Annotated in this window: 15 protein-coding genes; 7 read left to right on the top strand and 8 right to left on the bottom strand. The window is 54.8% G+C overall.

The window, feature by feature from the left end; translation table 11 throughout:
- Positions 1-778: 778 nt before the first annotated feature.
- Positions 779-1,009: a hypothetical protein gene (locus tag P1L41_RS12525; protein WP_276296065.1), complete on the bottom strand. Its 231-nt coding sequence runs from the start codon at positions 1,007-1,009 to the stop codon at positions 779-781.
- 481 nt (positions 1,010-1,490) lie between these two features.
- Between P1L41_RS12525 and P1L41_RS12520 the strand changes: the two genes are divergently transcribed.
- Both P1L41_RS12520 and P1L41_RS12515 read left to right on the top strand, forming a co-directional pair.
- The gene (locus P1L41_RS12520) at positions 1,491-1,877 is read left to right on the top strand and encodes a DUF7344 domain-containing protein (RefSeq protein WP_276296064.1); all 387 of its coding nucleotides are present in this window, start codon (positions 1,491-1,493) and stop codon (positions 1,875-1,877) included.
- 590 nt (positions 1,878-2,467) lie between these two features.
- Complete coding sequence (locus tag P1L41_RS12515) at positions 2,468-3,307, top strand: hypothetical protein (RefSeq protein WP_276296063.1); 840 nt, start codon at positions 2,468-2,470, stop codon at positions 3,305-3,307.
- 251 nt (positions 3,308-3,558) lie between these two features.
- Here the strand turns inward: P1L41_RS12515 and P1L41_RS12510 are convergent, their stop codons facing one another.
- The 6 genes from P1L41_RS12510 to P1L41_RS12485 form a co-directional block, all read right to left on the bottom strand.
- Positions 3,559-4,227 carry a recombinase family protein gene (locus P1L41_RS12510; RefSeq protein ID WP_276296062.1) on the bottom strand — a complete coding sequence of 223 codons (669 nt, stop codon included), beginning with the start codon at positions 4,225-4,227 and terminating at the stop codon, positions 3,559-3,561.
- Positions 4,228-4,464: 237 nt separating this feature from the next.
- Entirely contained in the window at positions 4,465-4,863 is a 399-nt protein-coding gene (locus P1L41_RS12505; RefSeq protein ID WP_276296061.1) for a hypothetical protein, read from the bottom strand.
- 328 nt (positions 4,864-5,191) lie between these two features.
- Positions 5,192-6,277: a hypothetical protein gene (locus tag P1L41_RS12500; RefSeq protein ID WP_276296060.1), complete on the bottom strand. Its 1,086-nt coding sequence runs from the start codon at positions 6,275-6,277 to the stop codon at positions 5,192-5,194.
- A 1-nt stretch (position 6,278) separates the two neighbouring features.
- Positions 6,279-7,376, bottom strand: a complete 1,098-nt coding sequence (locus tag P1L41_RS12495) for a hypothetical protein (RefSeq protein ID WP_276296059.1) — start codon at positions 7,374-7,376, stop codon at positions 6,279-6,281.
- Positions 7,377-7,675: 299 nt separating this feature from the next.
- Positions 7,676-8,524, bottom strand: coding sequence for a DUF8172 family protein (locus tag P1L41_RS12490; RefSeq protein ID WP_276296058.1), 849 nt, complete (start codon positions 8,522-8,524; stop codon positions 7,676-7,678).
- 91 nt (positions 8,525-8,615) lie between these two features.
- On the bottom strand, positions 8,616-9,683 hold the full coding sequence (locus tag P1L41_RS12485; protein WP_276296057.1) for a hypothetical protein: 1,068 nt from the start codon (positions 9,681-9,683) through the stop codon (positions 8,616-8,618).
- A 316-nt stretch (positions 9,684-9,999) separates the two neighbouring features.
- Here P1L41_RS12485 and P1L41_RS12480 point away from each other — a divergent pair, with 316 nt between their 5' ends.
- From P1L41_RS12480 to P1L41_RS12465, 4 genes are all read left to right on the top strand, one after another.
- Entirely contained in the window at positions 10,000-11,166 is a 1,167-nt protein-coding gene (locus tag P1L41_RS12480; protein WP_276296056.1) for a tyrosine-type recombinase/integrase, read from the top strand.
- A 283-nt stretch (positions 11,167-11,449) separates the two neighbouring features.
- Complete coding sequence (locus P1L41_RS12475; RefSeq protein ID WP_379788907.1) at positions 11,450-11,878, top strand: DoxX family protein; 429 nt, start codon at positions 11,450-11,452, stop codon at positions 11,876-11,878.
- 128 nt (positions 11,879-12,006) lie between these two features.
- The gene (locus P1L41_RS12470) at positions 12,007-12,846 is read left to right on the top strand and encodes a hypothetical protein (protein ID WP_276296054.1); all 840 of its coding nucleotides are present in this window, start codon (positions 12,007-12,009) and stop codon (positions 12,844-12,846) included.
- Between the two features lie 486 nt (positions 12,847-13,332).
- Complete coding sequence (locus P1L41_RS12465) at positions 13,333-13,800, top strand: DUF4870 domain-containing protein (protein WP_276296053.1); 468 nt, start codon at positions 13,333-13,335, stop codon at positions 13,798-13,800.
- Between the two features lie 139 nt (positions 13,801-13,939).
- Here P1L41_RS12465 and P1L41_RS12460 read toward each other — a convergent pair whose 3' ends face one another.
- The gene (locus P1L41_RS12460; protein ID WP_276296052.1) at positions 13,940-14,197 is read right to left on the bottom strand and encodes a DUF8106 domain-containing protein; all 258 of its coding nucleotides are present in this window, start codon (positions 14,195-14,197) and stop codon (positions 13,940-13,942) included.
- A gap of 192 nt (positions 14,198-14,389) precedes the next feature.
- Between P1L41_RS12460 and P1L41_RS12455 the strand changes: the two genes are divergently transcribed.
- Positions 14,390-15,121, top strand: a complete 732-nt coding sequence (locus P1L41_RS12455) for a DNA methyltransferase (protein WP_276296051.1) — start codon at positions 14,390-14,392, stop codon at positions 15,119-15,121.
- Positions 15,122-15,167 lie beyond the last annotated feature (46 nt).

The raw sequence follows: 15,167 nt of genomic DNA, 5'->3' as shown, positions 1-15,167 counted from the left end.
GACACGGCGTCCGCGTGACAGTTGGCGCTCAGCTATTCTACGTCAGAGAGTAATGACGCGGTCCAGAAGGTACGAGATTTCAAACGTAATTTCTCCGGTGACAAGTAGATGCCGAGTGAGACCACTCCTCTCACGTAGAGGGTGCTTCATCAACTCAATACAGTCGTGCTCTCAGTCTGCCCTCCCGACTGTCAATCTGGAGCGGTCCAGTTCGTGTTTTCATCTCTTGTGCACCGAGTGCGTAGTGCTACTCCTTTTTTCGTGCAATCCTGTGCGGCAGTAATGCCCGTCTGAGGAGTCGAACCCCAGCTTGGCTATTCCTCGGGAGGGACAGCTCCTCTCCCGTTGGTGGGAGGGATAGCCGTTAACCAAGAACGGGCGCTCTTAAGATCGCTTGCACTCTGGGTCTGTCTCGACCAAGAGGTACACACCAGGGCCTTGAGGGACTGTGTGAGACATACTTCCCGGACCCGTGACGTGGATAGAGCCAACCGAGGCAGTCTCAACATGAGTCCCGATCATCTGATTCGGGTCCTGTCCCTTGTCTGGGAGTCGCGTGAGTGAGTAGTCACCCGGTCGAAAGATATCACCTACGACAATCCCACCGTTGTCGGTCCGTTGTAGCCAACTGACTACTTGTCCCCTGACAGGGATGGCAGGCACCTCACAGTCTGTACCGCTCTGGTTGGGGGGCGAGGTATCCATCCAGTCCACCACACCACGATTTATTCCTCCTCCTTAATCAACAATTGCCGATTGGGTTTTTCGTCTCCTCGGTTCAGCTATCCTTGTCTGGTCGCTTGTCGGCCACGTTGTACTGTTCGACGAGCTCGGTCTCGATCCGTGACGCCTCATCCTCGTCAACCTCTCCAACGTTGACCTCTTGGATACAGACACAACTCCCACCACGGCAACCGCGATGGCTCTGCATCAGGCCGCGCTCCTCCCGGTAAATCCACGTCTGCTTGCATCCGCATGCTTGACATCGGGTCTCGATCTTCAGCGGCATTATTTCCGTCCTCGCCAGCCAGTAACACTCTCGTTCAGTGTTCTCGATAGTATCCCTCCGACCGGTGTCCCTATCTCAGCACCGGACAGTGTGGACATCTCAACCGGTTGCTTATCAACCATACCGTGTTGCGGTTCCCGTGCCTCCTAACCAATCACTCTTTGCGGGTGCACAGACCTGATTCCGGTGTCAGCCTAATTCACACGCGTGTTGAGCAACAGCCACCAACGACTCATTGTGTTAGTGCGTGAGACCGTTGCAGAAGCTATGTGATCGTTGAGTGAGATTACCAGCGTTTAACTTGGAAAATCCACTTCATTAGCCTGACCCCCGACCCTCCGCCTCGGGTAGAGTCCCGAGATCAGGAGGGCAGGTGTTAGAGCACCTGCCCGGGGGTTCGAAAGGTCCAGAACCCCATGATTAGACAGCTAATCCAGCCCAAAGTAGCTATCGCTAGTTCGACGAATAGGAAGGTTTGCAGATGAACGATCAGTCTCCCACTTGGCAGCGAGGTGCGGCCAACCTCTTCAAAGATGACACTCTCGATACAGTTTCCACGGTCTGCGATCTCCTTAGCAATCAGAGACGACAATTCGTCGTGTTCTACCTCGCCTCGATACCCGAGCAGTGGGTCTCAGTGAGTGAGGTATCTCGGTGGGTGACCGCCGTCTACTACGACCAATCGATCAGTGAGTCCCGAGGGGCCGAGTACAAGAACGTGAGGGAGTCAATGAGACACACCCACGTAGATGTCCTTGAAGAAGCTGATGTCGTCGAGGTTGACGACCGAGGGACTGAGATGCGTCGTGGTCCTCGATTCGAGAGAGTAGCTGCGATTCTCGTACACCTTCTCGCAGCTAGCTTGTAGAGACAGGCGTTGCGATTTTTCCAGTACGCTCGCTGGAGTACATCGCTGACGATCTCCTACGCGACTGGGCGCGTATTGAGGCTACAGCTGAGGCAACGTTCCTCAACATACAAACCCAATCACGCTATGAGACAATGCACCTGTGAGAACCCTATCGCTAAACTCGTGATCTCAACCTGTTCAAGAAGCACGAGCGGCGTGTGAGAGCCACGAAAACATACCATATCCATTACACCCCACGGGGGGCGAATCCCCCCATATCTAACACCATCTTGGTACAAAACACCCCCCTCTGGACGGAGTAAGAATCGGTATTGAAGGTCATAGAGGCATCAAAAAACCCTCTAAAGCCATTAGGGTGAGTAAGAGGGGAAATCATAGTCAAGATAATGATATGACCTCAATCCCACACAGTATCCCACATAGTGGCTAATGTAGATATCCAACGAATTATTGATGAACGTAAGTAACCCCACACAGTATCCAACACTACGTAAGATATGTTCTCATTGGATTTTAGACGAATAAAAGTATACTACACAGTACCCAACACTTAGCCGTGAGGAGCCCTACAATGAAGCTGGAGGCAAATGGCGAGTGGTCAAGACGAAGATCGAGATGACGACAGCATCGGTACACAAGTAGATATTGAGCAGATCAGTCATGAAGCCGCGAAGATGGTCGCGGTGTATACCCGCAATGACCCCGATAGTGTCTCAGAGAGCCTCGACGCGCTCCTGAGCTATGCAGAAAAGGAATTAGGGTACGAGTTCGGATCAGATGCTCGGAAATCTCTTGTTGATTCAGATATAGATGATACTGACGAACTTGGGGGAGGGAAGAAGGCAGAAAACGGGTTCAACGGGGCCTCTGTGATCTACGATCTCCAAGAGACGTATCCTCGGGGGCTTGAGGGTTTCACTGACTTTGTAACTGAATACAAAGTTGCTGACGTCGTAGTACCTGCACTGGCGACATTTGGAAACGTGGAGACTGCAACGAGGAAAGTTGAGCATCTACAGGATAACGGTGCCACGATACACCTGATCCAAGACGGCCTGGTCATTGATCCCAGTGACAAGCGAGCAAGTGCGTGCTTTGCCGCTGCGCGCCGCGCCACAAAGTCGGACGTCGACGAACATCTGGTGACCGAGCGAGGCACCGGAGTTGAGTGGGATAGTGGCCAGCCTCCAGCCGGATTTACTGTCGGTTCAGCCGGGTATTTGGAACGAAACGACGACTGGGAGACAATCCGTCAAGCAGCTAAAGCGGTTGAGTCGGACGAAATAACACTGTACCGCGCCAGTGAGATCACTGGTATCTCTCGTCACGCGATTCGGACTGCACTCGATAAGTACTACCATTTGTACCGAATAGACGAATCTGACCCGCTCACATTCACCACTGGCGCTGATAATCAAGGGCAGTAATCACCGTTCGATAATGGAGTCAGAGCCAGTACGGTCGTGCTCTTAGTCTGCCTATCCTACTGTCAGTCCAAGAATGAGCGCACGTGTGTTCGACATCGATATGGCTCGAATCTCTCATCGCTCTGACTTTGCCGACCTTCTCTTCATCTCACTGGTGGTGAATATGCAGCACCGCTTGTGACTCGTAGCGTCGATCTGGAAACTGTATAGCGTTCGTGATCGTGCGAGACCCAGTATGTTCAGGTGAGTATTCATCCGGTCTCGACCTTTTCGAGGTACCGATCACGCCGCTTCATGACGCCCGACATCGTTGAAGATGAGATTCCCAGTTCCTCCTGAACGTCTCGATAGGTTGCACCGTCTTCGACCATCCGGATCGCCTCAACGACGTCACTGAACCGACCATCTCTGTCCGGAATCCAATATTCGCCGGCGTCGTCGAACTGGAAGCCCAGTGGGGCCCGTCCGTGGTCGTACCCGTTATCAATGCGTTCCTGTACGGCCTCGCGGGCCCGCTTGATTTCCTTCTTTTTCGCTTCATGCTCGCTAGCGGCCTGAAGAACTTCGACGGCTGCCTGTACGGGTTCAGAGAGGTCGATTTTCCCCTCTTGGAAGGTGTGGGCTTCGACGTTGTGCTCTCTGAGATCGAGGACTAGCCGCATCGTTTCGTCGAAGTCGCGCGCTAAACGCCGCTTGTCGTTGACGATGACCGCCATGGTATCTTCCGACTGGATGCGGTCGCGTAACCGCTGGTACTCTTCTCGGCTTTCATCGAAGCCGGAGGAACGTTTGCCATCATCGTAGATGTGTTCCAGTGTAAGGCCTCTCTCATCGGCGTACTCGCGGATGTGACGCGTCTGCCGGTCGATGGACGTGTCCGAGTCCTGTGAGAGGCGCGTGTAGCCAATGGCACTATTCATCGACCACCGTCACCTCCAGTGTACTCCCAGACTTTACTTTCCACTCCAGACGTTTCCCCTCCAAGTCCATCGCATCTGCTACTCCTTTCGGAATTGTGACTTTGTACTGCCCGTTCGACCCCTGACTGACTCGTGTTTTTGCCATTGACCCGTATAGGACTAATAATAGGACTAAACTTAGTTCTATCTCAGTTGTTCAGAAAACCCCGGTTTCTCGAACAAGTAGGGAACAAATTGTCAGAACCTACCGGCGCGGCCCATTCCCCCGCTACTACCTGAGTGGAGTAGGACTGCAAGTGTGAACACGACGAATCTTCCGATGAACAGCGAAATTGCATACTCGGGAGCGTCGAACAGGGCAGAGGCTCCGAGGACGCCGAGAACGTACCCTGCGAGGCCACCCCAACGACCGGCTCCGTAGGCAACCCCGAATCCAATAATAGTCTCTACTATCGGCAGGAGTGGCATCAGCTTTACAGTCAGCAGAATCAGGTGGAGCGTGGCGCCCTCCGGCTGAGGTACCGTGAATACTATCTCACGGATGACCTTCTGGAACACCGGAATTAAGATGGCTCCGACAATTGCGCCCTCCAGAATATCTGCGAACACGTTACCGGGGTCAACAGAGGCGCTCACACTACTAAGTAGCATATTTGAACACATCAGGGTTTCGTAGAAAAGAAATCAAGTACAGAATGTGGGTTCAAGTGAGAATCATCGAAGGGTGAGGTAAAATTAGATTCACTATAGAAGGCCTCAGTAACTGATTAACGAGGAGTTACATTCGACACCCGGGGTTAAAATCAATCCCATGTCTGACCACAGGAATTCTGGACACCCCCCGTCGATTACACCTCATTGGAAGACCAACCATATTATTGATAGTGTTGAGTGCCCGAACACCGGACTGACTGTGGGCTCAGTCACTTTCTCCTATGTGCCAGGTGTCTGGCAGTATTTGTCGTCAGAAGTCGTCGAGTTGACTCTGCTTGCCGAGTTCTGCAACAATCCGCTCCTCACACTCATCTCTTAGTTGTTCTTTCATACCCTCAATCCGCCAGTCTACCCACTTGTTTTCGAGTGCTCGCTCAAGATCGTCTTTGGCTGTGTAGTTAGACACGATCTTGAGCTCTGCCCGATCATCATCCCATTCGGACAGGAAGTTGAGACGCTTCCCCGATTCAATGAGTTCATCGACGATTTCTGAGATACGCTCCTCAGTGTAATTCAACGCGCTATTTGAGACGTACTCCTGGATATCGTCACGATCAACACACGGGTACCTATCTTCAACTCGACGAGACTGGACGACCACACGTAGACGGTCTACAATGATGGAAGTCGGTAGAACATCTGCCTGTCCAAAGCTCGTGGTCACTCGATCCAACTCACTGTTCAGAGAAGAAATGTCGTGAGTATGTCGGCGGTCAAGCTCTTCAAGCATAGCGTCAGGGTCATCAGATTCCAGGTTACCAGGAAATGACCTGGGTCTGGCTTGCCGAATCCAAAGCGTATCGGAGTGGGCATCCACTACCCACGTAATGAATTCCACGCCGGACTCAATGATCTCCTTCGCAATCTTGTCACCGTGGTTGACGTACGTCGACACCACGAACTCCATATGGTTGATGTCGCTCCCAAGATACTCCTGTTCGATGTACTCCTTGTGATTCTCTGCTACTTCCTTTCTTTCCTGAAGTTGGTTCACGACTGTGGCCGCGCTATCGGGAATCGAAGACTTCGCTTCACCGAATATCACGCTACCGTCAAGGTTCCAAAGTAAGAAATCGAAATTTGGAACGTCGAGTTCCTCCAGCGGCTCAGCAGTGATGAACTTGTAGCCCGCAGGGTTCCCTTGTGCGAATGGGAAGATTGAGTAGCTGATGAGTTTGCGATGGTGGCGCTGAACGTCGATTTCTTCACGGAGTATCTCACGTTTGGACTGCTCAGGGAATTCTTGGCGCTTATGATGGACACACTTGCCGTATAACCCGCGGTATTTCGTTTCTTGACCCTCTGGCACCGATTCTGGAGGGTCAACGTTCGTCATATTATGCCGCAGTCTGAGATTCGTAGAGCTTCATCTTCGCCCCACCGTCCAACATCTGAATCACCGCGAGGTAGAACTCAACCAGAGACGGGAAAGAGCAGTTATGCTTCGGAACGATTCGCATTGATTCTTCAGTCGCACTTACGTTGAAAAGCGACCCTCTATTCTCGTCTGTTACTTGGGCAGAGAAGTCCAGTGACCCGGCTTGTTTTGTGACGTCGGTGAAGCTGAAGTTCAGATCATCGCTATTCTTAGTACCCCTGATGAAACTCTCGGCTTGCATCAACGTCACTGGGTGATCAAAATCTATTTCACCAGAACTCACCTCCGGCACTTGGATCTTCAAGTTTCCCGGCTCCACCTCGCGCTTCTCGAACTTGATCTGATTCGCCACATCGAGCAATTCGAGAACGTTCACGACCACCTCGCTGAGCAGCTCAAACAGGATGTTGAAACTCTCCTGATTGACGGTCTCTAATGTGAACTTGCCAGAGGTGTCGATCCTGATGGACACATTCTCGTGTTCGTATTGAATACGGGTCGGGACAACACCGTACTCCTCGCGGAATTCGTCGAGACGGTCACGGCCGTCGATGCCTTTGTATTCGATCTCTCGATCAACGTCCGGTCGGGTTCGAGCGTCTGCCAGACTCGGAACGCGCTTCGATTTGAACTCGGAGATCCGCATATCATCATAGCTGCTGAGGACAATCTCGTTCATCGTCTGGAAGTCCTCAGTCATAATCGGCATCGGTGACAAACTGTCACTGTGCTCCGACACCGGACGCAAGGCTTGTCGAATAGCCTCCTCGGTTTCGGCAGTGAGCACCATCTGGAGATCATCCTTGTATTCCCCCACGTAGAATTTCGCGGGCTGCTCAGCTCCCTTCCGATTGGTATACTCGCCTACGAACTTTGTTATCTCGCCGAGGTTCTCAGTCTCGTAATGCTGGTCAAGGTAGTCGCCCCAGCCGTCATCTGAGAGGTACAAGAACGATTTGATGCGTTGTCCATGATATCCCTCTAGGACAGACTCTGGCGAGTCGAAAATAACTCGACAGAACTCCTTCAAATTGTATTGGCCTTCGGGGATATGCATTAGCGAGCCTCCGACAGCGCTGTTTGTTGAACGTGGTATGCCTGACCGTATATTAGTTCCCCATCCAAGGTGAATGTGAACTGCCGATTCCGACCGATTTGTTCTCCTAGGTACTCTACTTGGTCGTCGGGAAAGGTTCTTATGCCGGAAACGCTTCAGATAGAATAGGAGCCACTGGAGGCACCCACGATGACCTTTCAAGAACAACTCCGCTCAATAGAAGAGCGGTACGACGTAAGCGAGAGCGAACATGCCCGGGAGCTTGGGCGCATTGTCGCGGACCTTCAGGACTAACGCGGTTATTCTGCCTTTTCGAGGAACGAGACGAACTCCGCTTTACCGATACCTTCGGTACTGACGAGTTCGTCGTGTCCAGCACGGGTGACGGATTCAGTGAGGAAGTCGGTACAGAGTTCAGTATGCACACCCCCATAGTGCGCATACGCTTCTGAACGGGTGAAATCGAGGTCGTACTCTGCAAGACAGATCTCGATACCGTTCTTCCGTACAACAGTGTCACATCCCCATTCAGAGAGTAACGAGAACGCCGTCGTATTCCGCCGAACCGTGAGAAGCCGCTTCGATTCGGAAATGTACTCGTTGACCCATGTCTTCCAGTCGTACGCTTCGGTCGCAAAGTCCGGAAAGGAGAATCCGGTTTCGATGCTCTCCAGGTACCACTGAGCCATACTGATCGAAGTCCGGTGGTTCGCGTTGGGTAGCGCGTGTTTCAGAATCAACGTAGACATAAGTTGCCCTGCGACATGAACAGCAGTACCGGTCCAATCAACGCGTGCAATAGCATCTGGAATCCGCTCTAATTCGATCTGCTTGTAAATCTCCAGCTTCTCTTCTTCTTCCAGTTCCTTCTCCTCGACAATCTCCTCGAAGATCTGGAGCAACCGCACGGTGATCGTCCGATCCTGCGGTGACATCTCGTCGAGTACGTCTTCAAACTCGTCGTCAATATCCTCGACAGTACCGCTTGCTCCACGATTCGTATACAGTACGAAGAACTCTTCATCGAAATCGTAGTGCTCAATAATCGCGTCTTGCCCAGACGTCGTTATCTCATCCCTGTCTTGCGTAACATACGCGAGAGAATATTGGGAATCGTCGGGATGATGATAATAGACGCGGGCAGTCATCTAATCAGTGTAGGCCATAAACCGAATTAAAATGCACTACATCCAGAGAGGGGTACACACGTTCGGCCATACCAGCTTGCGGAGTGATTCCTCACACCTGCCTAAGGGACCAAAGTGTTCTATGACCAGGCTCATACATGACTTGAGACGTTCGAGTTATTTCCTCTATGAAGTCTTCTACACCTGCTATCGGGCCGTTCCAGATGAGATCAATCGTGTCGGCTGGTATTTGATGCACTCTTGTTAGAGGATAATGCCGCAGGAGATGTTCCAAGTTGTCTCGGCGTCGAGTTTCTTTAGTGTACTCGTCTATTTGCCAGTGGAGACTAACCCCTTGATGAATCGTCTCGCTCAATCCCTGTTCGGCAAAGTGCGACTCCACAAGGTCACCTGCTTCAGCGAGACGTATACGTCGCTCAATAGATTTCCAATCAGTCTGGGTGAACGCCGACTTGATATCGCGGCTCACGTGATACTGCAGGGACTCCGCCAGTGACCCGTCCGTAGTTACGATTTCCGGATGTGGTAGGGGATACACTTGATACGTGCGCATCTGCTGGAAATGTTGTTTCCCACCCCAGTCAGCGTCTGAGATGCCTCTAAGCGAGCGCTTCAATAGAACCCCATATTCGGCATCTATTAAGTAATCGGATCGGAAATGGTATGTCTGGTCATCAATCTCGCAATCTGCCCGCAAACTAACTTTCCAAGAATATGGTGACGAAACATCACCAAAAGAATAGTTCACAACGGTGTGGATTGTTTTGGAGCCGATCTCTAAACGACCTTCCCACAAGGTTCGATCCATCGACTCGGGTGGGGAGGCACTCGCTCGATCAGACCGGATTGCACTGATCACTCGTGCTAAAAACGGATACTTGAGAACTTTTCTGTGGACTTGGTTTGTTTGTTTTGATAATGTGGATTGTGTAACACCGAACGCTTCGGTCAATTCAGTAGCATCGAATCCGAATTCAGTTCGCAAGAGATAGCGCTCCACAGCTTTTGAGCCGATACCGCTGATGTCCGACGGAAGACGTTCGATGACTTTGCTGCACTCCTCTTGCGCGTCTTCAAACGCCAAATCAAGAGATTGTTCAGGGACAATCTCTTCTGGAGGAAGATCCAGACGTTTAGGTTCGAATTCATCTATCTCCATGGTACTTGAACAGACCTCCTATTAGAATAACTTTTGCCTCAGACGGTCAAACCCAGGTGCCATCATACCGAGTGCAAGCGCCATTTCGAATTTGTTTTGACTGAATCAGTCAAAAAACACACCAAGTTTATATACCAACAGACTATATCAACCAGTGACGGGATGAGGTCGCAGGTCAGGAATGGCTGTGAGGATGCACCCGTCTGGCAACGAACTGCATCCTCACAGGTTCTGGCCGCGGCCGACTCACGTCGTCCAAACACGGTACGACCAGAACAATGCAACAGAGAACACCTAACGCAAAGGCAGTTTCGGGGTGGTCAAGTTGAAACTCCCCGAAGAGCCGGGAGATTTCAACCCCACCGCCGCGGGAGAGTACTGGATCAACAAACGAAAAATCGATCATACTGAGAACACGATTCGTTCCAATCAGAAGGATCTCGACCCATTCTTGATGTGGTGTGACGAACACGGCATCAATCGGGTGGGCGACCTTACGGAGTGGACCATCGAACAGTACGAAGATTATGCACACGCACGTGAGGACTGGAGCCCGATCACGATCAAGAACAAGCTCCAGACGTTGAAGCAATTTCTCCGATTCCTCGGTGAGAAGGGTGCTTTAGACAGCTACCTCCATCCAGCCGTTACTGTCCCAGACTTAGAGCGCAGTAAAGAGGTGAATACCGAGAAGTGGGACAAGACTGACGCACTTCCACAGATCCGTTATATGCGGAACTCGCCGAAGTGGTTCGGCACGTTCGAACACGCGGTGACAGAAGTTGCGTGGTTCACTGGCCGACGAGTTCAGGCTATCGCTGGTCTAGATCTTAGCGATTACACTCGGGAGCCAGATGAGGATGACCCTGCTGACGGCCCCTACCTCGACTTCAAACACCGGGCAGACGAGGGGACTGGCCTCAAGAACAAACTCGATAGTGAGGACCCTGTCGAAATATCCGGCGACGTTGCCGACGTGCTCGATCACTACATCGCTCGGGAACGGAACAACAAGCGGGACGATAACGGACGTGAATCTCTGTTCACAACCAGGCAGGGTCGAGCAAGCATAGCCAAAATTCGTGGAGCGATCTACATCGCTACCCAGCCCTGCATCCGTATTTCGTGCCCGCACGGTGAGAACGCGAAGAAGTGCGAGTACCGCAAGCGAGACCACGCGAGCAAGTGCCCGAGCTCTCGCTCGCCTCATCGAATCCGGACGGGATCGATTCAGTGGCAGCTTGATCAGGGGATCGCCCCTGAAGATGTATCGGATCGAGTGGATGCAAGTGTTGACACGATTCGCCGCCACTACGACGTCCCTGACGACCGCGAGAAGATGGAGAACCGGCGTCGCAAGTATACGGGAGTTCTCGAAGACTCGATTGACGACGGTGACGAGTCCAGAGGACAGCCCCAATCCGGAAACGACGATGACGATGACGACGACTCAGAAGGGAGTCCGCCAGCACCTACACAATGACCCACCAACAGGATCCACATAAAAAGACCAGTGTCGCCCTGTGTCACCCCCTGTCGAATTCGGGCGTGAACAGGGCACAGTACGGCAAAAAACGACTGGTTTGGGGCCCTCCGACCCCTTACATTCTCGCGACGGTCCACTTCGAGCACCGGTGAATTGATGACGAGCGGGGATTTGAACCATACGAGACCAGCGAGGCTGGCAACTGACTACGTCGAGACGGTCGCCGGTGACCGCCCCCTTCCACAACTGGTTCACTCCTGGAGTCATTAGTAGAATATCGATGGTCTCTGCTTTGGCGCGGTTCAAAGGTCCGTTGCTCTACGTGATGGGGCCGCTGTACGTCGTCGCCGGACTCCTTCATTTCGTCGTCCCGGAGCTGTACGTCCAGGTCGTCCCACCGATGTTTCCGGCGGCACTCGCGCTGGTCTATCTGTCCGGGTTGGCCGAGGTCGCAGTCGGCATCGGGGTGTTGCTACGACCGACGAGACGATACGCAGCGTGGGCGACCATCGCACTGCTCGTTGCGATCTTTCCGGCGAACGTCTACATGGCCACAAGCGGCGTCGTCGTCGACGGAGTACCGGGTGGCGGCGCCCCGTCCGAGTTCGTCCGGTGGGCACGACTACCGTTGCAGGGCGTGTTGATACTGTGGGCGTACTGGTACACCGATTCTGGAGTAGATACCGGTCGAGGTGACGCGCCGTCGTAAGGAGGAGACGACGGGCCAGCTCGTCACAGGTGCATCTGTAACCCGGCGACGACAACTCCGAGTCGTGGTGACCCCTCTGGCTGTCTCAGGCCACCTCCTTTACTACCGCGGGGAGTCTGAGTAGGAACGTGAAGCAGTGTCCCGACATCCCAACCCTCGACGGGGCCGAGTTCTCCGGACACGTCTGGGTACAGGAACTGCCGACCGGCGTGGAGTTCCGGTTCCAGGTCGCAGCCTCGGGGCTCGTGACGTTCGCGACGGCTCGCCAGTCCTACGACACAGCCGCCGCCGTGCCACCGCAGTACCGGCTGGCGGCAGACCTCGTCAACGAGAAACTGGACCGTGCGGCGCTGGAAACGGCGACGGACGACCCGAGCGACGTGACGTTCTGTGGCATCGCGACCCGCAACGAGGGACTCGAGTTCGACTGGCAGCGGGTCCCGGCGTTCGTGGGCATCGACGTCTGGTCCGGTCGCCAAGACAAATTCCTGTCCCCGGATTCGGCGACCGGCGTATACGAGCACCTGGGCCTACCTACCCTACCGGCTATCGATAAGGAACTGGTGGCTGCGCATGCGAACTTCGACAGGTACACCGACGAGTCGGGATTCCCGCAGTCGGCTTGGCGAGACGGGCACGCGGTCGGCGTCCTGATACGCGACAAATCAAATCGACGCGCGGCAGCCTGGTCTGACGAACCCCGCTCACAGACAGGTCCAGTTGCTCGGTCGGCCGAGACGTTGGCAGCGCAGTATGCGACCGACGAGCGAATCGCGCGCACTGTCGCAGAGATGGGTGCGGATAGCCAGTCGACGGCAGTCGACGTGGTACGTGACCGCCTGGTTTCGGCGGTCGCTCGGGAGGCGTACGCCGAACTCTTCTCCGACGAGGAGTTCGCCTCCGACCTGTCGGCGTTCCGGTCAGCCGTCGCCGAGCGCGTCCAGCAGTTTCAACCGACAGCAGAGTAGCCCTCGACGGCTGTAATCCGAACGCGGAAAATCCGACGTCGATACCCTGGATGGCGTCCCTACCACTGTCACCGTCGGCACTCTCTCCCGTCGACTGTCTCTCAATCAGCCAGTTTCGCCTCGTTGGGAGCCGGGTCGACCGGCGTCCCCGATTTCAGGGTTCCTGTTGCTGACGTCTGAGCGACGCTCACTCTCGTGTTCGCCGACGCCGTAGAGGAACAGACAGAGGACTGCGGCCCCCACCAGCCAGACGACTAAGACGCTTGTAGCCCATCCGAACATACGGTATGCTAATGGGTAGCAAGATAATAGTTATACACCTCCTAAGACGGGATCGTCCCTGGTATCAGTGGTACGGACTCCACGGTCATCGCTGATCGCGGGGGTTGGGGACCCGCCAAATTCACCCGTAAACCTAGTGAGGACTCGCCGAGGACGGTTGTAGCCGGCCACATCTATTTTGTATCCGTCGGTCGAGGAACTAGTATGGTCTCCGAAGACGACGACTCAGACACGGCCCACTCCGCCGCTGAAGAGTTCGACCCTGCCGAAACAGCGTCCTCTGAAGCAGACGCGGGGTCCGACACCAGCGAAGCCGCTGGCGACGAGAACAGCGTGACCGACGACGAGCAGACGTGGGCGGTGGTCCTCCACGCGTCGGCGTTCAGCGGCCTCGTCGTTCCGTTCGGAAACATCTTCGGCCCGCTCCTGGTGTGGCTCATCAAGAAAGACGAGAGCGAGTTCATCGACGAGAGCGGCAAGGAGGCGCTGAACTTCCAGCTCACGTGGACGATGCTGCTGCTCGGGGCGCTACTCTCCTTGCTCGTCGGTATCGGCTTCCTGCTGGTTCCGCTCCTCGCGGTCGCGTGGATCGTGATCGTCGTCCTGGCGACAGTCCGGGCCAGCGAGCGAGTGGTGTACGACTACCCGCTCACGGTCGACCTCATCGACTGAGCGCGGCGCGTCCGAGTGCAGGGCCGACTGAACTGTTTGAATCGCTGCTGCGAGGAAAGTCGTCCTGCAAGCAGCGATGAACTGCTGTGGTAGCGAATCCACCGTCCGGTTCGTCGCGGACTGCTCGGCGACGCCGGCGTCACGGTGTGAGTCGTTGCCACCAGAAGTCCTGCCAGGTCCGAAGATTTTCCGTCCAGCGGTCCCAGAGGGTCGTGGGTGAGACCGGCGACTCTCCTGTGGACCGGGCGATTACCGTCGTGTGACATTCGGGGCAGTGGAGTGCTCGCGTGCCCGTCCGCTCGACGACGAGCCAGTCGCCGTCGTACCGACTCCGGTGTCCGCAGTCAGGGCAGAAGAGCGTCGCCTTCGCGAGGGCCGTTCGGTCGGGGGAGGTCATCGCTCGAGTGGTGCTTCTGAAAGCATAGGGTAAAGAGGCTACCTATGAGGAGGATTTAGTGCTGTAGCAGACCTTTGTTTCATTATATCGGCCGCTCTCGGCGTGTCCGGCTCTTCACTGGCGGGCCCCGACCAGGTGGACGCGCGGCCCCGTTCAGAACGCATTTATACCGCGATAGTGTGGTGCCCGCCAATGACTGCGTCCCCCGTCGCCGACCGCGTCGAGTATTCGCTCGCCGACATGACCGAGTGGGAAGACGTCGACGCGGACCTGGCGATAACGGACCCGCCGTTCGGCCTCGAGTTCGACGGCAAAGCGAGCAACTACAACCGCGACACCTCGAGAGTGGTCGACGGCTACGTCGAGTGGGAGTCGGCGGAGTACGGCGAGAAGATCGCCGCTTTGCTGGAGGTGCTCGAGCGCAACACGCACGACGAGGGCCAGGCCATCGTCTTCTCCGGGAAGGACAACAGCCACCTCGTCCACCAGGCCGTCCTGGAACACGACGAGTGGACGCTCGAGGGCAAGCTCTACTGGGCGTACAACTTCGCCCCGTACTGCAAACTCAGGCCCGCACACAACGTCTACGAGCTGTTCTGGATGGTCAAGGGCGACGACTGGTACTACTCGAACGAGTGTTCCTACGACCACTGCCAGGAGGGTGAAGCCAATCTTTCGGTGCTCGACATCAAGCGTAACTACCTCCGCGAGATGCCGAAGTACCCGACTCGACTGCCACCCAAGGTCGTCAGGGTGCTCCTCGACCACTTCTCGGAACCGGCGGACACGGTGTTCGACCCGCTGGCCGGTTCCGGCGTCGTCGGCATCGCGGCCGCGCAGCAGGGAAGCGACGCGGTACTCGGGGACCTGAACGCCAACGCGAAGGACGTGTTCACCGAGACCCTCGCGGCATTGACTGACTGACGGTCCGTTACTGTCAGCGACCGAGCCACCGAATTGATTATCGCCG

It is taken from the genome of Haloarcula ordinaria (assembly GCF_029338275.1).
Classification (GTDB): domain Archaea; phylum Halobacteriota; class Halobacteria; order Halobacteriales; family Haloarculaceae; genus Haloarcula; species Haloarcula ordinaria.
This window is presented reverse-complemented; position numbering and strand designations above follow the sequence as displayed.

Bases quoted from the DNA above. Each gene is read 5' to 3' on its own strand.
- P1L41_RS12465 (WP_276296053.1), top strand. From the start codon at position 13,333: ATGGTCTCCGAAGACGACGACTCAGACACGGCCCACTCCGCCGCTGAA.
- P1L41_RS12490 (WP_276296058.1), bottom strand. From the start codon at position 8,524: ATGACTGCCCGCGTCTATTATCATCATCCCGACGATTCCCAATATTCT.
- P1L41_RS12460 (WP_276296052.1), bottom strand. From the start codon at position 14,197: ATGACCTCCCCCGACCGAACGGCCCTCGCGAAGGCGACGCTCTTCTGC.
- P1L41_RS12525 (WP_276296065.1), bottom strand. From the start codon at position 1,009: ATGCCGCTGAAGATCGAGACCCGATGTCAAGCATGCGGATGCAAGCAG.
- P1L41_RS12495 (WP_276296059.1), bottom strand. From the start codon at position 7,376: ATGCATATCCCCGAAGGCCAATACAATTTGAAGGAGTTCTGTCGAGTT.
- P1L41_RS12455 (WP_276296051.1), top strand. From the start codon at position 14,390: ATGACTGCGTCCCCCGTCGCCGACCGCGTCGAGTATTCGCTCGCCGAC.
- P1L41_RS12520 (WP_276296064.1), top strand. From the start codon at position 1,491: ATGAACGATCAGTCTCCCACTTGGCAGCGAGGTGCGGCCAACCTCTTC.
- P1L41_RS12485 (WP_276296057.1), bottom strand. From the start codon at position 9,683: ATGGAGATAGATGAATTCGAACCTAAACGTCTGGATCTTCCTCCAGAA.
- P1L41_RS12515 (WP_276296063.1), top strand. From the start codon at position 2,468: ATGGCGAGTGGTCAAGACGAAGATCGAGATGACGACAGCATCGGTACA.
- P1L41_RS12475 (WP_379788907.1), top strand. From the start codon at position 11,450: ATGGTCTCTGCTTTGGCGCGGTTCAAAGGTCCGTTGCTCTACGTGATG.
- P1L41_RS12500 (WP_276296060.1), bottom strand. From the start codon at position 6,277: ATGACGAACGTTGACCCTCCAGAATCGGTGCCAGAGGGTCAAGAAACG.
- P1L41_RS12510 (WP_276296062.1), bottom strand. From the start codon at position 4,227: ATGAATAGTGCCATTGGCTACACGCGCCTCTCACAGGACTCGGACACG.